This is a genomic window from Candidatus Spongiihabitans sp. (genome assembly GCF_965237845.1).
Taxonomy (GTDB): Bacteria; Pseudomonadota; Gammaproteobacteria; order Arenicellales; family Poriferihabitantaceae; genus Spongiihabitans.
In genome coordinates this window covers 401,904-426,303 of the sequence record NZ_OZ250154.1, presented here as the reverse complement: position 1 = coordinate 426,303, position 24,400 = coordinate 401,904, and the positions used below count along the sequence as shown (strand labels likewise).

Annotated in this window: 16 protein-coding genes and 1 pseudogene; 6 read left to right on the top strand and 11 right to left on the bottom strand. The window is 49.0% G+C overall.

The features are described 5' to 3' along the window. Nucleotides 1-777: 777 nt before the first annotated feature. Nucleotides 778-4,116 carry a helicase-related protein gene (locus ACPXXB_RS02065; protein ID WP_423908748.1) on the bottom strand — a complete coding sequence of 1,113 codons (3,339 nt, stop codon included), beginning with the start codon at nt 4,114-4,116 and terminating at the stop codon, nt 778-780. A 321-nt stretch (nt 4,117-4,437) separates the two neighbouring features. On the opposite strand from ACPXXB_RS02065, the gene nadE reads away from it, so the two are divergent. Further along, nucleotides 4,438-5,250: an NAD(+) synthase gene (gene nadE / locus ACPXXB_RS02060; protein WP_423908746.1), complete on the top strand. Its 813-nt coding sequence runs from the start codon at nt 4,438-4,440 to the stop codon at nt 5,248-5,250. Between the two features lie 295 nt (nt 5,251-5,545). Here the strand turns inward: nadE and ACPXXB_RS02055 are convergent, their stop codons facing one another. The 3 genes from ACPXXB_RS02055 to ACPXXB_RS02045 all read right to left on the bottom strand — a co-directional run bounded on the left by ACPXXB_RS02055 (nt 5,546) and on the right by ACPXXB_RS02045 (nt 9,778). Continuing rightward, nucleotides 5,546-7,303: an amidohydrolase gene (locus ACPXXB_RS02055; RefSeq protein ID WP_423908744.1), complete on the bottom strand. Its 1,758-nt coding sequence runs from the start codon at nt 7,301-7,303 to the stop codon at nt 5,546-5,548. Continuing rightward, on the bottom strand, nt 7,300-8,778 hold the full coding sequence (locus ACPXXB_RS02050) for a cation:proton antiporter (protein ID WP_423908742.1): 1,479 nt from the start codon (nt 8,776-8,778) through the stop codon (nt 7,300-7,302). The genes ACPXXB_RS02055 and ACPXXB_RS02050 overlap by 4 nt, the downstream gene beginning before the upstream one ends. A gap of 232 nt (nt 8,779-9,010) precedes the next feature. Next, the gene (locus ACPXXB_RS02045; RefSeq protein WP_423908741.1) at nt 9,011-9,778 is read right to left on the bottom strand and encodes an SDR family NAD(P)-dependent oxidoreductase; all 768 of its coding nucleotides are present in this window, start codon (nt 9,776-9,778) and stop codon (nt 9,011-9,013) included. 106 nt (nt 9,779-9,884) lie between these two features. Between ACPXXB_RS02045 and ACPXXB_RS02040 the strand changes: the two genes are divergently transcribed. The 3 genes from ACPXXB_RS02040 (at nt 9,885) to gloA (ending at nt 12,573) form a co-directional block, all read left to right on the top strand. Beyond that, nucleotides 9,885-10,853, top strand: coding sequence for an ROK family protein (locus ACPXXB_RS02040; protein ID WP_423908739.1), 969 nt, complete (start codon nt 9,885-9,887; stop codon nt 10,851-10,853). An 88-nt stretch (nt 10,854-10,941) separates the two neighbouring features. Continuing rightward, complete coding sequence (locus ACPXXB_RS02035; protein ID WP_423908738.1) at nt 10,942-12,105, top strand: aromatic ring-hydroxylating oxygenase subunit alpha; 1,164 nt, start codon at nt 10,942-10,944, stop codon at nt 12,103-12,105. Nucleotides 12,106-12,123: 18 nt separating this feature from the next. Next, entirely contained in the window at nt 12,124-12,573 is a 450-nt protein-coding gene (gene gloA / locus ACPXXB_RS02030; RefSeq protein WP_423908736.1) for a lactoylglutathione lyase, read from the top strand. 3 nt (nt 12,574-12,576) lie between these two features. Here gloA and ACPXXB_RS02025 read toward each other — a convergent pair whose 3' ends face one another. From ACPXXB_RS02025 to ACPXXB_RS02010, 4 genes are all read right to left on the bottom strand, one after another. After that, nucleotides 12,577-13,137, bottom strand: coding sequence for a hypothetical protein (locus tag ACPXXB_RS02025; protein WP_423908734.1), 561 nt, complete (start codon nt 13,135-13,137; stop codon nt 12,577-12,579). 269 nt (nt 13,138-13,406) lie between these two features. Beyond that, the gene (locus tag ACPXXB_RS02020; RefSeq protein WP_423908732.1) at nt 13,407-13,682 is read right to left on the bottom strand and encodes a type II toxin-antitoxin system RelE family toxin; all 276 of its coding nucleotides are present in this window, start codon (nt 13,680-13,682) and stop codon (nt 13,407-13,409) included. 382 nt (nt 13,683-14,064) lie between these two features. After that, nucleotides 14,065-15,243 carry a hypothetical protein gene (locus ACPXXB_RS02015; protein WP_423908730.1) on the bottom strand — a complete coding sequence of 393 codons (1,179 nt, stop codon included), beginning with the start codon at nt 15,241-15,243 and terminating at the stop codon, nt 14,065-14,067. 316 nt (nt 15,244-15,559) lie between these two features. Next, nucleotides 15,560-17,731: an acetate--CoA ligase family protein gene (locus tag ACPXXB_RS02010; RefSeq protein ID WP_423908728.1), complete on the bottom strand. Its 2,172-nt coding sequence runs from the start codon at nt 17,729-17,731 to the stop codon at nt 15,560-15,562. 88 nt (nt 17,732-17,819) lie between these two features. Here ACPXXB_RS02010 and ACPXXB_RS02005 point away from each other — a divergent pair, with 88 nt between their 5' ends. Continuing rightward, nucleotides 17,820-18,626 carry an enoyl-CoA hydratase-related protein gene (locus tag ACPXXB_RS02005; RefSeq protein WP_423908726.1) on the top strand — a complete coding sequence of 269 codons (807 nt, stop codon included), beginning with the start codon at nt 17,820-17,822 and terminating at the stop codon, nt 18,624-18,626. Nucleotides 18,627-18,729: 103 nt separating this feature from the next. On the opposite strand, the gene ACPXXB_RS02000 is transcribed toward ACPXXB_RS02005, so the two are convergent. From ACPXXB_RS02000 to ACPXXB_RS01990, 3 genes and pseudogenes are all read right to left on the bottom strand, one after another. After that, nucleotides 18,730-21,342 carry a TRAP transporter permease gene (locus ACPXXB_RS02000; RefSeq protein ID WP_423908725.1) on the bottom strand — a complete coding sequence of 871 codons (2,613 nt, stop codon included), beginning with the start codon at nt 21,340-21,342 and terminating at the stop codon, nt 18,730-18,732. Between the two features lie 145 nt (nt 21,343-21,487). Further along, nucleotides 21,488-22,465, bottom strand: a complete 978-nt coding sequence (locus tag ACPXXB_RS01995; RefSeq protein ID WP_423908723.1) for a TAXI family TRAP transporter solute-binding subunit — start codon at nt 22,463-22,465, stop codon at nt 21,488-21,490. A 151-nt stretch (nt 22,466-22,616) separates the two neighbouring features. Further along, nucleotides 22,617-23,668 (bottom strand): annotated as a pseudogene (locus tag ACPXXB_RS01990) (integrase core domain-containing protein). Between the two features lie 81 nt (nt 23,669-23,749). On the opposite strand from ACPXXB_RS01990, the gene ACPXXB_RS01985 reads away from it, so the two are divergent. Beyond that, nucleotides 23,750-24,322 carry an aminotransferase class III-fold pyridoxal phosphate-dependent enzyme gene (locus tag ACPXXB_RS01985; RefSeq protein WP_423908722.1) on the top strand — a complete coding sequence of 191 codons (573 nt, stop codon included), beginning with the start codon at nt 23,750-23,752 and terminating at the stop codon, nt 24,320-24,322. The last annotated feature ends 78 nt before the right edge of the window (nt 24,323-24,400 follow it).

Here is a 24,400-nt window from a genome sequence, read left to right as displayed (position 1 = left end):
GAATTGCTCTTGTAAGATAAGAATGAAGGATATCAGGTGCATCGCTTTTCTTGCATAGATGATATAACTTGTGCATATCTGGAACATATGTTAGATGATTTACGACATCACCTAATGTTGTCGGGAAACCTGAGGTAATTATTCTTCGCCATTTCAACAGGAAATCTTTATGCTTCCAGCGCGGATTCGTAAGGTGGATATTCATCGTCACGCCGGAACCAATCAAAGCATCCTTTTCCGGCCGGATTTTATGTTTTCTCTGCGCGGTCGCCGCAAACGCCATCCTGTTTTTATATCGAAACAGACCGATTACCGAAGGGCCAAAACCTTTGTTCAGCACCCAGATGATGGATTGCAATTCGCCTTGTGTCAGGTAGGGCGAATAGCGTATATCTGCGGCCACAAAAATTATTGAATAGGCTAATACGCCACCATCTTCTCCGTGGGACGGTGACAGGTGGGTTTCTTTTTCGGTAACTTGGAAAAGAAACAGAATTTTGTTGATGAGTCGGTCAAGCGTATAGCGCTCGTTATCGGTTAATTTTTCCTCGATGCCATTAAATTGATCAAAGAAACTATTTAGCGATCCATCACCCTTGTTTGCTCCTACAACCCGAACACGGTCGCTTGTTAATCCGAATGTGCCTAATAACTGAATTGCGCCTTCGTACAAAGGAGCATCTTCAAAATGATGCAGGGCTTTTCGAATTTCATTCCCGGTCACAGCAAGCCCCGATTCTCGCTCAGCATAATGTCGAGTTTTGTCGTTACTACGACTTATTTTGCGGAAACCGCGGCAGTTGATTTGCTGTCCTTAATCACCAACCAGGTTACCAGTTCAAAATTAGATGCTTCGCAGGGCTGTTCGGATTGTTTGGACACAATGCCATCGCGTTGGCTCAAGCTACTCGCTTCCTGACGGTAAAACTGCTCGCTCACTTTTGAAAAAACTTTATCCAGCAGTTTGTCGTATTTATCCATGTTCCGCCCGTTGTCGGTTTCTCGATCGAATGCATCGCACAGGTGTAGCAACGGTTCATGTTGGCCGTGCGCCAGTTCTCCGAAAATATCCAGGATTTGCTTGGCGTGCGTATAGTTGTAGCACACTTCGCCATCGTCGCGCACGTAAACCAGATAGTAGGCTTTCAGGGGGCTGCGTATCCGGTTATCTTGCGGTGGGTTTTTCTGACGCAGGCAAAAAATCACGCCCGGGGCAGCGTTAAGGATAAGGCTCTCCTGTTGCCGCGCACAATCCGCGACGGCATAAACCCCCAGTGGGGCGTTTTCTAATTGTTCACGGTTTTGCTCTAGGTAGTTCATCAGTTGCGCTAAAAAATCGTCGAGCGAGAAGTCGCTAAGTGTCACGCCGTCGTTGAGGTCGTCGAGATCCAGCACTTCCTTGCGCAGGCGATGCAATTGTGCGTCGCGGAAGTTCTGCTCCGTTTGAGCGTTATCACGTATTTCGTTGCCTGGCGCCAGACGGTCGTCGCCAGTGGCGGAGGCATCCACCAACGCCATGCGCGCTTCCACGCGGCTTTGCAAATTGATGTAACGGTCCAGTTCCTTCATGGGCCAAAAATTAATCATTTTAACTTCTTTGTTGCGGCTGCCGATGCGGTCAATTCGGCCAAAGCGTTGAATCAGGCGCACCGGATTCCAGTGGATGTCATAGTTCACCACCAGATCGCAGTCTTGCAAATTCTGCCCCTCAGAGACGCAATCGGTGGCAATCAGAATATCGATCTCCAATTCGCCATCAACAATCGGCGCGCCTTTTTCATCGCGTTTGAAACGACTGCGTCCCATGGGGGCGAAATTGGTCAGAATATCGTTGAATTTATTGTTGCCATAAGTGGTTCTGGTTGCGTCGCCCGCCACCATTGCGTAATTTGCACCCAACTCGTCCATCAATGGCGTTAGTTCCTCGTGTAGATAAAGCGCCGTGTCTTTGAATGTGGTAAATATCAGCACCTTGCGGTTTTCGCGCCCATCCTTGTCTGTCGTCGGGTTGGTTAGTTTATCGCGGATTTGTTTCTTCAACGCGGCCAATTTGCCGTCGCGCTGCGGGGTGATGGCGGAGACTTTTGCCAATACGCTGTTGAGAACACGGTAATCCTCTTCCAAGTCGTCCAACCATTGCGACAAGTTCAAATCTTTAAAGTTAAAAGGGTGACGCGCTTTGTTGACGATAAAATCCTCGTCTTCCAGTTCATCTTCCCAGTCATTCTCGGGGATTTTTTCATCAGAGGCGTGGACAGATTGATAACGCTCTATCCTTGCCACCAATTGCACGATCTTGTCTATGGTGCGCGCTAACGTGAGCGCCAGCGATGGCGCAGCACTTTCCAGACGTTTAAGAAAGTTCACGCGAACCATGCCAATCAACCATTTTTCGCGGTCAGCCTGATTAAAATTGAGCTTCTTTTTCTCTTCCGCCAATTCCTGTTTCGCTTGTTCACTGATGACATATGCCGCCGGGGTATAGATTGACAGACCAAAAGTTTTAATTTCTTCGTTAAGCGCCTCAAAGGAAAGCTCGCCTTGTAAGTCGGTCGGCGGCGTTTCGTTTTCCGGCTTGGCTTGTTCAGGAAAGCCACCGATTTGTTTCACCACTTCGGGATAAAACTTTTTTATATGGCGGCGCGAGCGAGCGATAGAAACAGCATCCAATAGCGTAAAGAATTCGCCGCCCAGTTGGTCGAACAGGTCGCGCTTGTGCTTTTCGCCAACTTGTTGTTCCCAGTGTTTGAACTGTTTTTGTGCGGCACTGAGCATGGTACGAAGGTGTCCTATGCCGAGCGTCTCCCTGAAGGCATCTTCATGTTTTCCGGTCATAAAGTAAATTTGATTACGCAAATCATCCAGCGACGTATTAACTGGCGTTGCCGACAGCATCAACACGCTGGTTTTGCCGCCGGCCTTGATCACATCTTCCAGCAATCGTTCGTAGCGACTGCGACGGATAATTTCGCCGCTCTCGTCACGGGCGCTACGGGATTCATTGCGGAAATTGTGCGATTCGTCTATCACCACCAGGCCATAAGACGCCCAATCAAATTCTGCCAGATTGATGCCGTTGGATTCACCCGAAACGCGCGATAAGTCGGAATGATGCAAGACTTCATAGTGAAAATTGTCGTCCTTGAACGGGTTGCCTTTCTGGCCGAACTGGGTGGGGTAGAGTTTCCAGTTTTCGTTGAGTTTCTTCGGGCAAAGCACCAACACTCTTTGGTTTTGCGCCTGATAGTAGCGAATGACCGCCAACGCTGTGTAGGTTTTGCCGAGCCCGACACTGTCGGCGAGGATGCAACCGTTGTGTTGCCCCAAGCGATTGATGATACCAGTCACGCCATCGCGCTGGAATTGATACAACTCTTTCCATATTTGTGTGTCCTTAAGGTGCGCATCGCCGAGTCGGTCGCTGGTTTCTTCGCGTGCGTCCAACCGGTCACGGAAGACTTCCAGCAAGGTTTTGAAATACACCAATTCCGGCGAGCAGTTTTCGCCGAGCCGGCGCAGCGCGGCCAACACGTCTTTTCTGGCGTCCCGGGTCAGTTTTTCGTCCCGCCAGATATCATCAAACCAGTGTTTGAGCTGGCCGCAAGTATCGGTTTCGCTGACCGCTAGATTAAGTTCCAGATTTGCACCTTCGTTAAAACCCAACCCACGACGAGTGAAGTTTGAACTGCCAAGTATCGCCACATCAAGATCGTCATGCCGCTCGATGTGATACATCTTGCCATGCAGAAAATTCGCTTGTTTTATGGTGCGAACTTTAACCCCATTCTCTGTTATCCATTTCTCGCAGTCCCTAGCCAAGCGTTTTTGTTTGAGCAATTGTTTCGGCAACAGACCTCGCTCGGTTAAATCAAAGCATTTGTCTTGTTTCTCACCGGGGTCTATTTCGCCCACTGAGCCGGGGTCACCGTACAAAAACCGCACCGCGCCAGCGTTTTCCAGCTCGTCCCGTAACGCCTCATAGGCATATACCGTGAAATAAGCCGAGACGATGCGCAAGGTCTTTGCGCCACCGGCGAGTTGCTCGCGCAAATAGATGCCGACGCTGGTTTGTGGGCTGCGGTTGTCTAATATGATTTGTTTTTTTGGGATGTTCATTTGCGGGAATTCAGATAGCAACCTTCACTCTTCGGTGGGCTGGGCCGAATGTTTACAATACCAGAACGTATAAAGCGCCTGATGATGAGGCTAAAGATACATTATATTGAAGATCATGGGGAGAAAAACCACCTCTTTGGATTCCGATTATGCTCGAACAATCGAAACTGTGGTTGTTGCCCGGAAATGCTAATATCAACTCACACGTTTCCGCGCAGACTGATTTTTATTATGCAAGGTAAAATTCAAGGAGTCGGTTTTTATTCTGGCAAGCCAAATTGAGAATTGATTATTTACAAGCCATTACGAAAAATCGTATCCATGAAAACCGAAGCCGTCATTTCCCATATTGTCAACTGGCTGACCGACTACGCAAAAAAATCGGGTGCCTGTGGGTTTGTGGTTGGCGTGTCGGGGGGAATTGATTCTGCTGTAACTTCCATGCTTGCCGCTAAAACGGGGCTTCCTGTCCTATGCCTTGAAATGCCAATCCATCAGGCGCAGTCCCAGATTACACAGGCACGCACACATATAGATATACTGGAGGCGAACTTTTCCAATGTGTCATCTATTCGGATTGATTTGACACCGATATTTGACGGTTTCACTAACGCAATGCCAACAATCGAAAACAGCAAAAACGAAGAGCGTTTTTTGGCTTTGGCCAATACCCGTGCCCGACTACGCATGACCGCGTTATATTACTTCGCAGGATTAAACAACTATTTGGTCGCAGGCACCGGTAATAAAGTTGAAGATTTTGGAGTCGGGTTTTATACCAAATACGGCGATGGCGGAGTCGATCTGAGTCCCATCGCCGATCTGAATAAAACCGAAGTTTATGCCCTCGGGGAAACTCTGGGCGTGAGTGAAGAAATCAGGGTTGCCAAACCCACGGACGGGTTGTGGGGGGATGGCCGAAGCGATGAAGAGCAATTGGGAGCGAGTTACCATGAACTCGAATGGGCCATGGATTATATGGATTATGATGAGGCCATCAATGCAAATAATCTTGCAAATAACCTTTCCGGGCGTCAGCGCGAAGTGCTTAAAATTTATCGGCGACTGCACCAGGCAAACCAACACAAGATGGAGCCGATCCCGATTTGCGAGATACCCGGTGCTTTTAGATAGTTTCATGGGCTAAGTTGCCTAACGATTGGCAATAGGGCCGCAAAATTATCCGCCCCATATTCATTAAATCAGATTAATACCCTGCTTAATGAGGGCGTCGCAAATCCTTCTCGTCGTTGCCGGTGGTGCGGCTTCGCCGCGGGTGTTTCACTGAATTATCGGGTCAAGCCCGATAATGATGGGCTGAGAAAGGTTCACCAACTCCCGCCGCCAAATGGTGCGGTTTGTGCTGGAATCACAAAAAGTAAACCGCTACCGAAAAATACGGCTCATTTTGTTTTTGCTGGGCTTGTTTTTACTGGAACCCAGGAAATTCTGGACTTCGATACACTTCTTTTCCCGCCAGCAAGGTCAGTAATACTTTGGTATCCGAAATAGATTCCACTGAAATTTCAAATAGATTTTGATCAACCACAACAAGGTCGGCGAATTTCCCCAGTTCAATGGACCCGGTTTTATCTTCGTGACGCATCAGATAGGCGCCGTTAATGGTGTAAGCTTCAATCACATCGCTGAGTGTTTCGAGACTTTCAGCCCCGCGAGTCAAAGCATGTTGCATCGCAACGAATGGATTCATGGTGCTGACATCGAAATCACTGCTCAGGGTGACCACCGCGCCGCTATCGTGAATACTTCGTATTGGAATTGGATTATGCGCCTTTTCGCCAATCAGGGTTTCGGCTTCGCTGTAAACCTCGGGAAATGACCCGTCTCCAGCAACCTGGAAATCGGCAATCACGTTGAGTGCCTTGAATCTTGGTATATCAATATCGTCAACAATTTCCAGGTGCGTTAGACGATGTCGTCGGTCCTTGTTTTCACCGTTCGCCTCGCCATCAATCTGGCCATTGATGCGGTCCGCCGATTCAATCGCATTTAGTGCTTCATGCACCGCTCGGTCGCCAATGGCGTGGATATTAAAATCGAACCCGGCCGATTCCAGTTCCTCGATATATCGGGTTAACCGAGCCTCATCAAAATAGTTCAGACCACGGTTGCCAACAACCCACCCCAAATCCTCCAAGTAGGGCGTTTTCATTGCCGCGGTGGTGTTATCCACTACGCCATCCATATAAACTTTGATCTGGGACATGCGCAACAGGCTGTCCGGATCATTTCGATACAATTTCTTGAGTATTTCAATTTGACTTTCGTCTTTATCGGGGTAGGCCCATAAACTCAATACAACCCGCGCGGTCAGTCTGTTTTCATCCGCAAGTTTTTGCCACACCTCATGGTGTTTTCGCGTCCAGTATGAGCGCGCATCAACGATTGAGGTCAGCCCGTTACTAGCAAGTCTTGGCAGCATTTTCAGTACACCTTGATAAGCCAGATTCAACCCTTTTTCTGTTGGCGCAAAAGCATACTCCATCACCATGTTACCTACGTTATCAACGAGTATGCCGTTCGGTTGCCCGGTTTCCAAATCCTTGACAATGACGCCGCCCGCCGGATTTTTGGTATGCTCATCTATGCCCGCCGCTTGCAGTGCCAATGAGTTTGCCCACATGGAATGCGAAGTAAAATCCATCATCAATGCCGGTTTATCTGGAATCGCCTGATCGAGAATTTCGACAGGCGGTCGATCCGTGCTCAAAACATCAAATATCGAGTAACCCCAGCCAAGCACCCAGTCCGATGCCCAACCCGCGCCGAGTTGGTATTTTGCACATCGGCGTAAATTACCGATTTCCCTTTCAGGATTCATGCCAATACGCAGGCTACATGCCGCAGCTGCCGGATTGCCCGCTTCCAGAGGGTGCATGTGCACATCATGCAACCCTGGCAACACCAGATGGCCGTTTAAATCGATGACTCTCTCGGCCTGATCGAATAGCGCTTGCGCCTGCTCCGAGTTGCCCAGAAAACGAATTGATCCGTCTTCAACGCCAATTGCTTCAACCCAAGGCTGAGCGGAATTTACAGTATAAACTTTTCCATTTGTGAGCAATAAATCCAGCGCGCTTGCCGGCAATGTCAAAAACAGCCCGCCGAGAACCGCTACGGAGAATAATCGCTGCACTTGCCCGTTGAATTCATCAGGCCTGCTCAATCCGCAGGGTCTTTTATGTATCGTCTTTTTTCCTGTTCCATCATCTCCTTGTATTCAGGCATATCTTGCGGAATCGGGGCTGGTTGCGGGCGCGACAGGGTGACGCCTAAAACTTGAATTTGCTTAAATCCAAGATAATAGGGCTTCCACCACTTGAGACTGACCGGCACGGTAATATTCAGCAGAAACGCGGTAAACATCAGGATATAAAACTGGGTAATGTCGATCAACTGATTTTGAACAAATGCAATATTGATAACGATAAATGCTAACTCGGCCCGCCCCAGCATCCCAAACCCAATCATTACGCCTTCATGCCATTTGTAGCGGCCGGTGAATCGGGCGGCAATACTGGCGGATAAAACTTGAAGCACGACAACGCCTATGTACAGGGTAATCACCGCGGGCAGGGCATCCAACACGATAGCGAGATCAAACTGGAGTTTTCCGCCCAAATTAACAAAGAAAATCGGGCCGAATATTGTAAACGCCAGGTGCTCGATGACATGGTTGGTTTGTTTGAACAAATCGTCTTCTTTCTCTTGTTCAATGATTTCACCTTCCTCGTTTTTAACCTTTTTGGTTTTAGTATGAACAAAGTAATCTGCATGCAGAAACAGCCCGGCAAAATAGGCGCCAATGGCCGGGTGAAAGCCCAACCAGTGCGCAACGACGCCTAACAGCATTGCAATAAACAGCATGATCAAAGGGGTGAATTCGCCGCGATGCAACAGCAGGAATCTTCGCACCCCGAAATTCGCCATTATCCGACCGACCCGATAATCAATGACTTGATAGAGACTGGGATTTGCGGGCAATGCTTTGGGGATCCGATCAGGAAATGCGATCAACCCCATAAACAGGGTAATGGCAAAGAAGATAATGACTTTTGCAATAATCCATAAAATACTCAGCAGGCTGACCACTTCCCCGCCGGCACCCGCAGAGCTGACCAGTATGATCGGAACCAGTATAGCGACGCCCACTAACGACAATACATCATCAATTACCGCGGCGGTCATGATTCCGGTCGCGGCTGTAGATTTGTGCAACAAGTCACCGCGCAAACTCATCATGGTAAGGCTGACCGCCGTTGCGGTCATGGTTAAGCCCCATAACAATGCCGAGTTATGGTCATACCCAAACAGGCTGGCTGTTCCATACCCGACCATGAAGGGAAACGCCGCCCCAATCAACGCCACCCCCAGTCCGCGTTTAACCCCTTGTGAAAAACGGTTGATGTCTTCTTCAAGGCCAAGGGCAAACATGACAAATACGATGCCCCATTCACCGATGGTTTCCAGGAATTCATTATGGGTAGGCAATAAACCAATATTGGTTAGCAGCGCGCCCGCAACAATCAGCCACACAACATCGACTGTTCCTGTTTTTTTGCTAATCAGTTTTGAAATCAGTACGACGCCAAAAATAATTGCGGAATATTCCCAAATTGAAAATTCTTCGAGTAGGTTCATTTTCGTGGTCCTATAGTAGTATTGCTTTTATTTGAATTTACAGGTGCGTATTATACAGATTTATACAGATTGTTCAGGTTACATGGCTATTTTTGTAGCGGTCAGCGTAACGATGTGGACTAATGAGACCATGCAGCTGCTGTTAATGTAAGCGCTGTTAAATGTAAGCGCTGTTAAGGAACTACAATTTAACGATGCCTATACGCTTTTTCAAATAGTTTCGAGAAGCGCGTTAAAATAATCCAGGTTGTAACGGAGAAGCCGCGGTCAGCCCACCATCCACGGTAAATGTTTGGCCAGTAACGAATGAGGATTCATCCGATGCAAGCCACATCGCTGTGGCTGCAACATCTTCGGATTGCCCAAATCGCCCGGCCGGGTGGCGGGCCAGCGCATCCGCCCTGGCCACGGCAGGATTATCAGCTAAATCAAAGGCCGCATCCACCATCCCAGTCATAATCCACCCCGGACAGATTGCATTGCAGCGTATTCCCTCAGTGCCATGATCAACGGCGATGCTTCGGGTCAAACCATGGACGAAACCTTTTGATGCGTTATAAAGCGCCATGCCGGGATCCGCATGATTGCCGGCGATGGAACCGATATTAATAATCACGCCGCCACCGCTTTTTGTCATTAACGGAATAAATGCGCGACAGCATAAAAACACGCCTTTGGCATTGATGCCTATCACTTGATCCCAGTCATGGTCGGTTGAATCAACGACATTCTTTTCAACTTGCACCCCGGCGTTATTGACCAAAACATCAAGTTCGCCGTATTGGCTACGGATGAACTGATCAAGCCTTTGAACATCCTGGTTTGACGACACATCGACTTGCCGCCAGGTGACGCCGGGGTCCAGGTAAGTAGGTCGATCACCGCGACCGCAAGTGACAACCGTCGCGCCGTCTCGTTCGAACCGTTCCACTATGGCTCTACCGATTCCACGGCTACCGCCGGTCACCAGTGCAATTCTATTTTTTAATTTTTTGGTCATGCTAAATTGGCCACGCTAAATAAAATGTGCGCGGCGTTCCATTTCAAATAATTTACTCTATTATTCGAGATAATACATAATATTTAATTTAGGGGTTAGTTTATTTATGTCCGGTCATACTTTGTGGGGAATCGATCTCGGCGGCACTAAAATAGAAGGCGTGGTTTTGCAGTCAAAAGCAAAGTCATGGGCAAAGACCCGGACAAAAACCCGGGCAAATCCAAATATACTTTGCAGAAAACGTATTGCAACGCAGGGGTCAAAAGGCTACGCGCATGTACTCAACCAAATTAAAAGCCTGATACAGGCCATGAGCGATGACCTTGGCGCGAGCCCGCAACGGATTGGTTTCGGCATGCCCGGCGCAATTGAACCGACAACCGGATTGCTCAGAGGCAGCAACTCCCAAAACCTGAATGGAAAACCCCTGCATCAAGATTTGGAAAAACTGCTTGGCATTCCTGTGGCCGTGGAAAACGATGCAAATTGCTTTGCATTGGCGGAAACAAAATCAGGCGTCGTTGGGGATGTTGCCCCTACGGCCAATGTCGTTTTTGGTGTGATATTGGGAACCGGGGTGGGTGGCGGCATAGTCGTAAATGGAAACCTGATCTCCGGAAAACAGTCTATCGCCGGGGAATGGGGCCACAATTTCCTGCATGAATCCGGCGGCGCCTGTTTTTGTGGGCGAAGCGGTTGTGTTGAAACCGTTATATCCGGGACCGGGCTCGAAAAATACTATGCGTCCCTCGCCCGACAACAACGACCACTGAAACAAATAGTCGAACTGGCCGAAGCGGGGGATAGCAATGCCTCAAGCACTATGGACCGGTTGGTACAGTTTTTTGGTCTGGGAATTAGCAGCATCATCAACATCCTCGACCCTGACGTTATCGTGATCGGTGGCGGCGTTGGCAAAATCGATTTGCTTTATACCAGAGGGGTAAGCGAAATTGTCAAACACATTTTCGCCCCGCGCCTGAAAACTATGATTATCAAACCAAAGCTCGGTGACAGCGCCGGTGTTTTTGGGGCTGCTTTCTTATTTGAGGGCGCCCCAAATCAGTCGGGATAATTACGATGCGACATAATATGTTACATATACTATTGACTCAACTCTAAGTGAATATACAATTTAGACCAGTTCCGATGACTATAAACGCATGATCGACCAGTTTGAAAATTTCTTGAAGACCGACAATCTGGTTAAGCACGGGCTGCCGGCCTTTGTCTATACCAGCGATGCGTTTCGGGAAATTGAAAACCATACGGTGTTTACCAACAGTTGGGTGTTTGTCGGATTCGCTCACGAGTTGGGGGAAATCGGTGATGTTCAACCGGTTACTGTGGCCGGGAAACCCTTTTTTCTGGTGCGTAACGACAATAATGAAATTACTGCATTCCACAATGTTTGTCGACATCGCTGTTTAAAATTAATTGAATCCAGCGGCAATTGCGGGCAATTAATTCAATGCCCGTACCATTCCTGGATATATGACCTCCAGGGCGCGCTTAAGGCTGCGCCCTACTTTGGCGGACGCGACAGAAAACCCCCGCCAGGATTCTTATTGGAAGACCATGGCCTAGTCGCGGTGAGCTGTGAGACATGGCATGACTGGATATTTATCCGCATTAATGGCGAGGACACCGACGGTGGACTGGCATTTGATAAGTTTATTGCACCGCTAAAAAAACGACTCGAAAATATTGATCTGGCGCAAATCAAGCCGGTGGCGACCATTGATTTCGGCGTGCTGCAAACCAACTGGAAAGCGTTAATGGAAAATTTCATTGAGCCGTACCATGTACAATTTGTGCATAAAACAACCACCAGCCAGCCATTAGTCGATCACTACACTATTTTAGAAGATCATTGCCTCGGCAGTGGCTGCGATATTGCCGAGGACAAAAACAAGGATGACTTAAAGACGCTGGCCGTGAGCTCAAGATTTTTAACGCTTTTCCCTAACTTTGTTATCGGGACATATGCGCCTGATCAACTGGGCGTTCATTTAAACATTCCTGTCAACGCCGGCGAAACCCGGCAACGCCGGGTCATTTATCTTCATAAAGATAACCCGGCGTCAGAAAAGGAGATTCAGCAAACACGTCAACTTTGGTACGATGTCCACAAACAAGACCACGCAATTTGCGAGCGGTTGCAATTGGGACGCGTGTCCGAGATTGCCGCCGACGGCGGTTATTTATCCCCACACTGGGAAGATAGTGTTCGGCGATTTCAGGAACTGGTTGTAGAATCGGTTTTCCCGCAAGGGGACGCAAGCTGCGCCGACGCTAAGATGAGAAAAAATAATTTCTATGACTAATTATCAGGACTAATTGACATGAAAAATACCACTCAGGCAAGTACTCTTCAGGCATTGCCTGACTTTCGCATTGATCACACCATGCTTCGGGTCAGCGATCTGGACCAGAGCTTGGATTTTTATGTTCGCATTCTGGGCATGAAAATTCTTCGCCAAAACGAATATCCGCAAGGCAAATTCACCAACACATTTATTGGTTATCAAGGGGTGGATGAAGGCGCCACCATCGAACTCACCTATAACTGGGAGCAAGCCGAGCCCTACGAGCGCGGAAATGCCTGGGGACACATTGCGCTTAAAGTCTCCGATGTCTATGCGGCCAGCGAGTATCTTAAAAGCCAGGGTGTGGAATTCACCAAACAGCCCTCGCCGATGAAAAACGGCAGCCGTATTCTCGCGTTTATAAAGGATCCAGACGGATACCCGATTGAGTTGAATGAGCCGCTGTCCAAAGACCGCCATGTATAAAAATTAGTCGGGCTGCTTGACCATGAAATCGTGATGCCCCGGATAACACCAAAAACTGAATATCAAACGATAATACTTACCAGCATTATAGCGTTGAGCGTCCAGCAACACCTGATAAGATTGTTCAACTTGCTGAACGGGCGATAATATGTTGGACGCGATTGCCTGCACGCACAATTCATTCGGTTGAGATTCCACCGTCCGTGATTGTGCGCTAACCACCGACCAGCGAAAGATCGTGCAAGGCGTTGATGCCGATAACCCAATTATCCGCTTGCCGTTATTGCGTAATCGTAAAGTGAGTGGCAGTTCCATAACACCCGCCGCGGCTTGCTTTGCGTCAGGCAAAACCATTGCATAAGGCGCGGACACTTCCCCTGATACTTCGGCGTCCGCATAAAAACGAGCGGTCGCAATCGTTAAAGCGGGCGCTTTATCGGCTGGCAACCCGCCGGCGTTCTTGGCGATGCAAGCGGCGATACCAACCAATGACAGGGTTAGCAATACAGCACATTTGATTTGCTTAGAAGACATAAATGAAAACCAAACTACTGTGAATATCATTGCGATTTTCAATCGGTTTATAGTCGCTCCACGCCGTTAGCGCCGGGCAATAATACGCCCGGTTGAAAGAATCTCGGCATGCCTTTTCTGAGACCTTGCCGCCGAACCAACCGCTAACGCCATGTCAAAACATCATCATAAGCAAGGCTTGATTGCGAGCAGGATTTCTGGTTTTTCGAGCAGCAACGAATAGCCTCTCAAATTCAGCTACGGTAATATAATCACGCGATCTTTCGTGGGCATCAATCGGCTCTATCGAGTTTTTAGATTTAGTCTTCGTCAAAACCAAAGCCGCGTTGTTCTGCTTTTTTTATGTTTTTTAATCCGCTGTATATTTCCGATCGAAGCCCAGCATCTACAACACAAATTATCAGGCGAGTTGCTTTAACCTTAAATAGCACGCGGTAACGACCCACTCGATAACGAAACAGAGCGGGAACCCCTCCAATCGCTCTCCCTTGGATGTCTTCCCGAGGGTCATTCTGCTTGGCTAACCGTTGCTCAATCTGTTTTTCAACTCGTTTCCGAAGAATCGGTGCATCCATTTTTTGAGCGATCTACGCGCCCGAGGGGCGTACTCAATCGTCCAGCTCAAGCTCCCGCCTCATTTCTTCTTGTGTGTAAAACCGCCCTTTTCCTGATTCCACTTCTTCTAATGCGTCCCGCGCAATATACATATCCCCCAAATCTTCGGCACCTTCACCAATAAATTTCTTAGCGAAGTGTTCCTTATGTTTTACCCGATATTTCCGCCAACCTAGTCAACAGATTCATATCATCTGCCGGTAAATCAACAGTAATCGAGACTGTTGCCTTTGCTTTTGATTGTTTTCTGGTTGCATCTGCCCGCATGCTTCATTCCCAATAAGCGTTTAATTGATAAAAAACAGCGCTGGAACATTGAGGGCAATGCCACCGTTTCTTAATTTAGTAACTGTAACGATGAGCCACATGCTTCTGCCTAACTTTAATTTGTTCGAGTCGATCATTGCTTGTGAAGTCAGGTGTACTGGCAGGAATATGGCTTTTAACCGAATTTGCTGGAACAATCATCACGCTAGGGGTTGGCAATAGCACATCGGTTTTAATCCAACGATAGCTGAAGAATATGTGATTCAATCCTTCGGGGTCCAACCAGTTTTGGACCATAGGATCATTTTTCGTCACAACAAGACGAATTTTACCGTCATCATTAATATGGGTTTGGGCCTGATTCAGGCTGCCCGTGCGATTAGCGTAGTCAAGCGACTCTAAATATGTATTAGCGAGCATGAAATTAAAGTAATGGTCGGTCGCTGGCACATCAGTAGTAATAATGGCCGCCTCATCATCGGCAATTTCAAGACAAGCATTACCCGAAACCGTTTGTGGGTTAGACGCAATTGCGTCCGGCGGTGAAATAGAATTGACAGGCATATTGTCACAAATATTTTTATACCCAAAAGTATATGTTTGCCAGATTGAGGTTACAGCAGTAGCTACATTATCTAGCCGTTGCGCGATACTTTGAGCACTAATTCTTTGTGGCGACTTGCCTTCCATCCCGGGCTTGACAATACGCATTTCACCGCGGTACTCATGCTCCCAATCGTTGAATATCTCTCTAACCACTAAAACCGTGCCGTTCACCAACGGCAGGTAGTTACCGTCAAAGCCACCAGGTTTCTGTGTGCTAATGAGAATCTCAAAGTCACCGCCATTCATCTTCAAATTATCACGAGTCAAAGACCCAAGAGAAGTCGCGCTCACAGGGTCAACAATATTGAAAGTAACTAAATGTGCAGAACCTATATTTCCGTAAACATAATAACTACCACTGTCACTCATTGGTGTTGTAGTGCGATAATAATTATCAGGATTCTCTAGCGCAGCCTTGGTGTAAATGCCCGGAGAATTTCGAAACTTTGGGAAATCAGGATCAGCAGCTTCAACCTTACTGATCAAACCATCTACTAATACGCGCGAACCATGTCGGTATCCATGCGCCATTTCGTCAGATGTTTTGGCAAGACCAAAGTCCTGTATGAAAGTATTAACAGTTGCTTGAATCGAATCAGTTAGCTCACGCCAAGCCTGACCACTAACAAGCCTATCCTCATCAGTCATGACTTGTGTCCTCAAAATGTTTTAATGGAAACGTCAAATGCAAGTAAAGGCTAACACCCTCTTTTAGGAAAGTCAAAGCACTGTATAAGTCCACCACATATTGCACTTTTTGTTGTTTTCAATGATGACCTGAACCGATGTTTTCAGTGCAAGCTCGTTATGCGGCCGGCGTTGTGTTTGACCAGATAATCGGCCAGTTTCTGATTGAACACATCGAGATCTCAAACAGGCGGTTTTCGTGATAATCCACAAACCGCTCCTGTACGGCGCGTAAGCCCCCTGTTGTAAGTCCCATTCGTCCAGGGGTTAATGCGTTTCAGACATTCGAAGAAATTACCAGCGCATCCACTATGGTGCACGCTTCTGAGCTGACGATCACCGGGTTCAAGTCGATTTCGCTAATAACATCTCGCAGTTCAAACGCAACTTTGGAAAATTCGGAAAGCATCTGAGCGGCGAGATCGACACGGCATGGCGGTTTGCCGCGTACGCCTTTTAAAATTTTAAAAATATTCAGCGACTGAATACTATACAGCGCTTCTTCCACACCGCACGGCGCCGGAATGAACCGACGATCTTTGAGCAACTCAATATAGATTCCTCCAGCGCAAACCATCACTATCGCACCGAATTGCGGATCATTGATCATTCCAAATGCCAGCTCCACACCAGATTCAATCATGGTTGCAACCATAACCCTGGCGCCCAGGCGATTTGCAATATCGTGATAGGCATGGCCCACTGCATCCGCATTCATTAACGATAACCGAACCCCGTCCGCCTCGGATTTATGATGCAAGTCAGGTTGGGCCGACTTGAGTACAACCGGGTATCCTAAAGCCTCCGCAGCCGCAACGGCATCATCCAAATTATCGGAAACCCGCGACCTCACACAAGGCAAGTTAAAATCTGCAAGCAATTGCAAGGACTCGACTTCACCCAGCGCGCGGGTGTTTTGCAGGCGGTCTCGCCAATATGCCAATGTTTTATTGTCTAAATCATTGCCTCTGCTTTCCATTGCATGGGCCATTGCCTGTGCCATTACCGGGGTATCGAAAAATATATAATCACGATATCGAAACATGTTTGCCATGGCAGACAAAGCCAGCGACACGCCATTTATCACCGGAATGCCAAACTGACCTAACTCGCTGGCAGTAGCGGCGTTATTGGCATTCACGCTGCTATTTACCACGATCAATGGTTTATCTGTCAAATCGATAAACGCCTTGGCCACATCAAGCAGCGCAGGGTACTGAGAAAAATTGTCGCGAAATTCAAATTCCAGAGATACCATTGCTGTGCCTGGGTCATCGGCGAGGATGTTTAAGCAATTGCGGTATATCTCGGCGATATCGGCATTGAGCGCGCCCATGGCATCCACGGGATTTTCAGCAACCAGCCCATATTCCAGAAACTTCTCGAGTTGCTTGCGCGAGTGGTCGGTAAGTTGGGTGAATTTCAATGCCATTCCTTCACCAAGATCAATCATCTGTTCGCGCAAGCCGCCGGAATCGAGCAGGCTGGAAAGATCGCCCTTGCCCGGACGCCGTGGTTGGGAAAAAGCCAATGCGGTGGCGGCCAATTGATCGATATCGGCCACTCGAATTGCGCCATAATGATCACAAATTGCTTGAAACGCGCCATCATCTCCGGCCACAGCGCCGGAGTGACCGGCCGCCATACGTGCGCTTTGCTCGGTGCAGCCGACTTTAACCACAATCACGGGTATTTGTTGTTTACGCGCGCGTATCAAAGCAAGCATAAACCTCGCTGGATCACGAATGGTTTCGACAAAAATCGCCAATACCCGAGTGGATGGTTGCGCCAAAGCGTAGAGCATGTAATCTGCCACAGTGCCATGAATCTCCTGGCCCGGAGAAACGGCAAGATTAAACATCAACCGCGGGTCGGTATTAGCAAGGTAGGTCATCACCGAACCGGAGTGGGCGATAAACGCGATGTGGCCGGCTGGCCGCTCAGGCGGAAAATCAAAACTAACCAGCGTATTGGCGCGGTAATTATAGAAACCCATGCCATTACCGCCACAAACCGGCATATTGGCTTTGCGGGCTTTGGTTTTTAATCGTTGCAACAGGGTAGGCGACCGGTCTTCTTCGAGGTAATTGTTCACATAAATGACCATTCCTCCGACCTCCAGCTCGATTGCCTTATCGAACACTGCCTCCACTGCGTGGCTGCCGATGACCAAAACCACTAAATCAGGCACTATCGGCAGCGATTCAATATTCGGATAACAGGCCACCCCCTCGACTTCCTGATAACGCGGATTGACCGGGTAGAGACTCCCGGCATAGGCATGATTCTCTAACAGGCGCTTGGTGCGCAACCCAAAACTGTCCGGCTTTTCCGATGCGCCCACAAGTGCGATGGATTGAGGCGCCAGCATACGAGACATCCAGTGTGATTGTTTGTTTCCGCTCTGTTTGTTTTGTGGGTCTTTATTTTGTGACGCTGTTTCGCTCATATCAGTTACATTAGCATAAGGTTCTATTTACTGACGGGCATTGACCCATACAATTCTCAATTCACTGTTCAACTTTCGGGGGGACAATATGACAGACCATGTTCGTGTTCAACAAAACGGCAAGGTGCTGGAAATCACGTTAAACCGGCCGCCTGCCAATGCCATCAACCAGGAAGTCGCGCGCGCCATTCACAATGCGTTGCGCCAGCTTCAGGATGACCCGCAATTACAGTGCGGTATTGTAACCGCGACCGGCGAAAAAATATTTTGCGCGGGATGGGATTTAAAGGCCATGGCCGACATGGAAACCAACCAACAGGCGTTGGCTGATTCGCTGGCTTCGCCCGGTGGATTTGCCGGCATGACCGAATTCTGGGATTTGCGCAAACCGGTGATTGCCGCCGTGAACGGCATTGCCGTGGGTGGTGGATTTGAGATTTGCCTGGCTTGCGACATCGTTGTATGCGTGGATAGCGCGGAATTTTTCCTGCCGGAATTGCACCGGGGATTTCTGCCTGACGCTGGCGGCGTACAGCATCTGCCGCGTAAGTTTCCTTATAACGTCGCCATTGAATTATTGTTAACTGGACGACGAATGCCCGCAACCGAAGCTCGGCATTGGGGCTTCGTGCATGAGGTATTGCCACCGGAAAATTTATTATCTCGGGCCCGGCAACTGGCTGAGGAAATTGCCAATGCCGCCCCCCTTGCGTTGCAGGCATTGAAAGAAGTTGTCCCGAATATTTACAGTTTACCTATTGAAGACGCATTTGCGGCGACCAAGCCCGGCAACAAAGCATTTCCGGTCTATCAAAAAATGCTGCTCTCCGAAGATTTTATGGAAGGCGCCAGGGCGTTTGCGGAAAAACGACCGCCAAATTGGAAAGGCGGCTAACCTGAATATTGCGCCCGAAATTGCACGCAAGCGACCGAATCTGTTATTTTGCGCTAGTTATTTTGCTTTAGTCCGGATCGGCCAGCCCGCGCATTGTTTTTTTCTACGCAGTTGCAGTGCGGCGTCTGCGTTGCAAAAATACCACCAGACCGAGCAACAAAATGGCCGGGATATAAAATACTTCCTTGGCCACGCGCTCGGATCTAGTAAGGACATCGGCAATGCGCACCGGTCGGTCGTCATAAAAATCAAACGTTTTTCCGATGCCTTCAAAAAACGGCGTGCCCGGCAAGGGCTCCTCAATGACCGCGAATCCATCTTCGACGGTGACCGACAGGCCTGCATTTTCAAGTCGCTCGACGGCTTCCGAACGTTGTCCCAGCGGCACCAGTATGGTGGTTGATTCGATTTCCCCGGAATCGAAGTCCGGACCGCTGATTACCATCGTGAGCACGCCGTCGGGAGTGGCTTGGCCAACCACTTCATAAATTGTGCTGGGCTCAGAGCTGTCGTATGGCGGCGAAATTTGGTCCAGCCAGTAACCCGGTCGGAACAGGGTAAATGCGACAATTAACAATAATGCCGATTCCCACTTCTTGTTGCGCGTAAGGAAGTACCCTTGCGTTGCCGAGGCAAATAGCATCATCGCGAACACGGCCACGCAAAATATAAATACTGCTTTGAGCGGCGACACGTCGATCAGTAGCAGCTCAGTATTGAAAATAAACAAAAACGGCAGTAATGCGGTACGAATATCGTAAGCGAATCCCTGGATACCGGTTTTAATCGGATCGCCTTTGGAAATCGCCGCCGCCGCAAACGCTGCTAATCCCACAGGCGGCGTATCGTCGGCCAGGATACCAAAATAAAACACAAACAAATGTACCGCAATCAACGGCACCAGCAATCCATTTTGCGCGCCGAGGGTGATAATCACCGGCGCCATCAAAGAAGAAACGACGATGTAGTTAGCCGTTGTTGGCAAGCCCATTCCCAAAATCAGACTCATTAATGCGACCAGAACCAGCATCACAATTAAAGAGCCACCAGACAGAAACTCAACGAACTCACCGACCACCTGATGGGCGCCGGTCAAGGATATGGTGCCGACGATAATTCCAGCCGCCCCGGTCGCAACCGCAATGCTGATCATGTTGCGCGAACCGGCCATCATGCCTGCAATCCAGTCACACAGGCCGATTTTAAATGCCCCCCAGTAATTACCGGTGCCACGGAAAAACGCCTTAATCGGGTTTTGAGTCAGCGAAACGATAATCATGGCGATGGTTGCCCAAAATGCTGAGAGTGCTGGCGACAGTCGCTCGATAATGATGCACCAGATTAGAATCACGATGGGCAATATGTAGTACAAGCCGGTGATTGCAGTCTCCCCGGCTTTGGGCAATGCCAAGATCGGGGCATCAGGATCGTCGACAATCAGGTCGGGGGTTTTGGACGCGAGTTTTAGCAAGAACAGGTAAAGCAGCGTACAGCCAACCGCAACAATGGTGAATGCCGCATCCGGCGCGGCGACTTTGACCCAGCCGAGACCGAAATAGACCACCATGCCGAGTAGCGAGATACCGATGAATCCGCCCAGAAATCCGATCAATTTATTCGCAAAAGTGCGCGATGAAGGCGGTTTTGGCAGGCCCTGTAAATCCATTTTCATGGCCTCAAGATGCACGATATAGAACAGCGCGATGTAGGATACCAGCGCCGGAACCAGTGCGTGTTTGAGAATATCCTGGTAGCTGATGCCGGTAAATTCGGCGATTAAAAATGCCGCGGCGCCCATCACCGGCGGGGTCAACTGCCCGTTTGTGGACGAGGCGACTTCGACTGCACCAGCTTTTTCCGCGGAAAAGCCGGTGCGCTTCATCAGGGGAATGGTGAATGTTCCTGTGGTCACGGTATTGGCAATGGACGAACCGGAGTACATGCCGCTCAGGGCCGAGGCGACAACCGCGGCTTTTGCCGGCCCGCCGCGTAAGTGACCGAGCAAGGCGAAGGCAATTTTAATAAAATAGTTGCCGGCGCCCGCTTTCTCCAGAATCGACCCGAACAGCACAAACAAAAATATCAGCGTAGCGGAAACCCCGAGCGCCACCCCGAATACGCCCTCGTTCTGCATCCAGAAATGCCACATGGCTTTGCCATAGGACGCGCCCTTCCATTGAATCGTTTCCGGCAACCATTCGGAGTTGCCAAAAAATACGTAACTCACAAACACGCTGGCCACGATTAGCAACGGCAGCCCCAGAGTTCGATAAACAGTCACACCAAGAATCAGCATGCCTATGGTCGAGGCAATCAAATCACCTTGCGTTGGCAGCCCGGCGCGAACCGCAATTTCATTACGCAATACCACGATGTACAAGCAAGCAGCGACGCCAATCGCCGCCAGCGCCCAGTCGTACCACGGAACTCGATCTTTGGGACTCGACTTGAATAAGGGAAACGCCAGTGAGCCGAGAAAAAAACCAAATGCGAGGTGAATCAATCGGGCGTTTGAATTGGTCACAATGACGCTGATGCCGGTAACATCGGTAAGCCAAAACGGCAGGTTTGAGGCAATGTACAGTTGGAATAATGCCCATATAAATGTCGCGCAGGCAATAAGTTTGCCCTGCCAACCAATGGCATTGCGGCCACCGGATTCGATTTGCGCTACAAAATCATCAACGCCGTCCTTGGATAGGTCGTGCTTTGCCATCAATGCCTCGCTGGAAGCGGTTGCGTTTCAATTTATAGGTTTGAAATCACCTGTGATTGAAGATGATTTTAGTGAGGATGGATAGGCAGGCGCCTGAAAACTTGGACATATCCGAGTAATTCAGGCCCGCCCGATTTGCGTCTTGCTACATCCAACCGCGTTCTTTGTAGTACTTGATTGCGCCGGCATGCAATGGCGCAGATAGCGCGTCGGTAATCATTTCGGACTCTTTGAGATTGGCAAAAGCCGGGTGAAGCTTTTTGAAATCCTCGAAGTTGTCGAATACCGCTTTTACCACAACATAAACCGCTTCCTCAGACACATCGGCGCTGGACACGAACGTGGCGCCAACGCCAAAGGTATTGATGTCGCTATCGTTATTGTACATGCCGGCGGGGATAGTCGCGGTGCGGTAATAGGAATTATCCGCAACCAACTTGTCGACCGCCGGGCCGGTAACGTTAACGAGATGCGCGTCGCAAGTCGCCAGCGATTCCTGGGTCAATGCCGAAGGATGACCGACCAACCAGAAATAAGCATCAATTTTGCCATCGCACACGGCTTGACCGGTTTCCGCCGATTTCATTTCCGCGGCCAGTTTCAGGTCGCTGCGCTCCCAGCCAAGCGCTGCTTCAAGCACTTCCCAGGTGCCGCGCGTGCCGGAGCCCGGGTTGCCGATGTTCATGCGCTTGCCCTTGACATCGTCAATATTGACAATGCCCGAGCTGTCGCTGGCAATAACGGTCACCGGTTCGGGATGAACCGAAAAGACCGCGCGCAAATTCTCAAACTTGCCGGCATCCTTAAATTTGGAGGTGCCATGGTAGGCGTGGTATTGCCAGTCCGATTGGGCCACGCCAAATTCAAGTTCGCCGGCGCGAATGGTATTGATGTTGTAAATTGATCCGCCGGTGGATTCCGCCGAGCAACGAAAACCATGCTCTTTTCGCTTCTTGTTCACCAGCCGACAAATCGCGCCGCCGGTGGGATAGTAAACGCCAGTGACGCCGCCGGTGCCGATGGAAATGAATTGTTGTGCCGCTGTCGCTGTGCCTGCACAAGCGAGTGCGCCGGCCAGTACACCGACCTGCGCCGCGGCAATGACTACTGATTTTAACTTCATAACTTTTTCTCCAAATCTTTAAAGTGCATTAGTATAGAAAACCATCTGATTAAATTCGATTTCCTTATGAATACAAGGATGTGCGCACAAAATCAATAAATTTTTTTAATGAAGTATTATTCGCACACAGGCGCAAGAGTAAACTAAACTACTACCCAAAGGCAACCTTTGTATGGGTCCACCACATATTGCACTTTTTGTGATTGTCGATAATGTATTGCATGGGTGTTTTTAATGCCAGTCCTTTATGTGGACGGAGGGTATTATATTTGATCAGCCAATCGGCCAGTTTTTCATTGAACAAGTTCAAATCCGTAAACAATAAGTCCTCATGGAAATCGACGAACTGCTCTTGGATGGTGCGATTAAATCGTTCACAAACGGCATTCATTTTAGGGGTGTTGGGATAAGTCCAAAGGTGAACGATCTGTGAATCGCTGATTAACTGATCAAATGCGCCCTTAAACTCACTGCCGCTGTCGGTGATAATCTGTTCCACATTAAAAGGGGTTAGGCGGAAGCATTTTTCAAAGAATTGTTTCGCTGCCTGACTGTTTAATCGCGGTAGCGCCATTGCCAGGGCATAATCGCTCACTTCGTCAATGTAGGTGAGGATATATCGGCGTACAGAACCCATGCGGCGTTCTATGGCGTCCAGCCCGACGCATTCCCCGATGCGTTGTGGGCGATAGCCTTTTGGACGCCGCGCTACGGCTGGGCGACGATAGCGTTTGGGTTTGCCTTTGGGGGTTAAGGTAGGCAGGCTGGCGCGCATGTTATCGGACGCATCGGCAATAAGGCGTCCGATTGTGGATTCACTGGGGCAATGCACGCCTTTTTGGATACACCATGGCTTGAGCAAGACATGTAGTTGCTCTTGCCCAAATTGGGCAATTCAGTACGCCAATGCCTGATTTGTTGAATGAGTTCCACAGACCATTGACGCTTGCGCCGGTGTTTAGGCGCGGTGGATTTGGCTTGCAATCCGCTCACTCCCAGCACGTGATATTGCTTTTTCCAGTTAAACAAGGTGCGGCGACTTTTGCCACTGTGGTCCGTTGCTGCCTGTAAGCCGTGCTTTTCCCAGAACTCAAGGACTCGTAATCGGTGTTGTATTATTTCATTGTTCATAGTCGGTTTTATCGCATAACAACCGACACGATAAAACCCTTTGACGCCATAACCTATGTGTTGATATTGCATTCTGATTCCTCCGAATCATAGTGCAATATGTTTCTGAACTTATACAACCTTAAAAAAATAAACAGATCAAATAAGCGTATCATGAGTTATATATTTCATCGAAACTTGCAAAATGAGTACCCCAAAGCCGTGCGCGGCGAAGGGGTCTATCTCATTGATCAACAAGGCAAGAAATATCTCGATGCTTCCTGTGGCGCTGCGGTTTCCTGTCTTGGCCATCATAACCAATACGTGATCGACGCGGTCAAATCCCAATTGGACAAATTACCTTATGCACATACCGGTTTTTTCACCACCGAAGTCGCCGAGCAATTGGCAACCCTGTTGGTCGAGCGCACGAATCAAGCGCTGAACAAAGTTTATTTTTTATCCGGCGGGTCTGAAGCCATCGAGACCGCGCTGAAAATGGCGCGCCAGTATTTCGTCGAAATCGGCCAGCCGCAACGCCAGTATTTCATCTCGCGCCGACAAAGTTATCACGGCAATACTATTACCGCCTTGTCTGTGGGCGGGCATTTCGGGCGACGTCAAGTTTATCAGCCGATATTGAATCGCTCGCATCACATCTCCCCGTGCTATGCCTACCGCGGGCGCAATGAAAACGAAACCCCTTCTCTTTTCTTCTGTTTCTTTACCCACCGGATGCCGATGTGAGTAAAACTGTCCGTACTTGTCTGGGGTGACCCGGCGTAGTGCGCTATTGGGAGAGAGTCAGATTTACTCTCGGCTTCG

Excerpts from the sequence above, each read along its gene's own strand:
- ACPXXB_RS02005 (WP_423908726.1), top strand. The coding sequence starts at position 17,820 with ATGACAGACCATGTTCGTGTTCAACAAAACGGCAAGGTGCTGGAAATC.
- ACPXXB_RS02045 (WP_423908741.1), bottom strand. The coding sequence starts at position 9,778 with ATGACCAAAAAATTAAAAAATAGAATTGCACTGGTGACCGGCGGTAGC.
- ACPXXB_RS02065 (WP_423908748.1), bottom strand. The coding sequence starts at position 4,116 with ATGAACATCCCAAAAAAACAAATCATATTAGACAACCGCAGCCCACAA.
- ACPXXB_RS02000 (WP_423908725.1), bottom strand. The coding sequence starts at position 21,342 with ATGGCAAAGCACGACCTATCCAAGGACGGCGTTGATGATTTTGTAGCG.
- nadE (WP_423908746.1), top strand. The coding sequence starts at position 4,438 with ATGAAAACCGAAGCCGTCATTTCCCATATTGTCAACTGGCTGACCGAC.
- ACPXXB_RS01995 (WP_423908723.1), bottom strand. The coding sequence starts at position 22,465 with ATGAAGTTAAAATCAGTAGTCATTGCCGCGGCGCAGGTCGGTGTACTG.
- ACPXXB_RS02015 (WP_423908730.1), bottom strand. The coding sequence starts at position 15,243 with ATGACTGATGAGGATAGGCTTGTTAGTGGTCAGGCTTGGCGTGAGCTA.
- ACPXXB_RS02025 (WP_423908734.1), bottom strand. The coding sequence starts at position 13,137 with ATGATATTCACAGTAGTTTGGTTTTCATTTATGTCTTCTAAGCAAATC.
- ACPXXB_RS02040 (WP_423908739.1), top strand. The coding sequence starts at position 9,885 with ATGTCCGGTCATACTTTGTGGGGAATCGATCTCGGCGGCACTAAAATA.
- gloA (WP_423908736.1), top strand. The coding sequence starts at position 12,124 with ATGAAAAATACCACTCAGGCAAGTACTCTTCAGGCATTGCCTGACTTT.
- ACPXXB_RS02050 (WP_423908742.1), bottom strand. The coding sequence starts at position 8,778 with ATGAACCTACTCGAAGAATTTTCAATTTGGGAATATTCCGCAATTATT.
- ACPXXB_RS01985 (WP_423908722.1), top strand. The coding sequence starts at position 23,750 with ATGAGTTATATATTTCATCGAAACTTGCAAAATGAGTACCCCAAAGCC.
- ACPXXB_RS02010 (WP_423908728.1), bottom strand. The coding sequence starts at position 17,731 with ATGAGCGAAACAGCGTCACAAAATAAAGACCCACAAAACAAACAGAGC.
- ACPXXB_RS02035 (WP_423908738.1), top strand. The coding sequence starts at position 10,942 with ATGATCGACCAGTTTGAAAATTTCTTGAAGACCGACAATCTGGTTAAG.
- ACPXXB_RS02020 (WP_423908732.1), bottom strand. The coding sequence starts at position 13,682 with ATGGATGCACCGATTCTTCGGAAACGAGTTGAAAAACAGATTGAGCAA.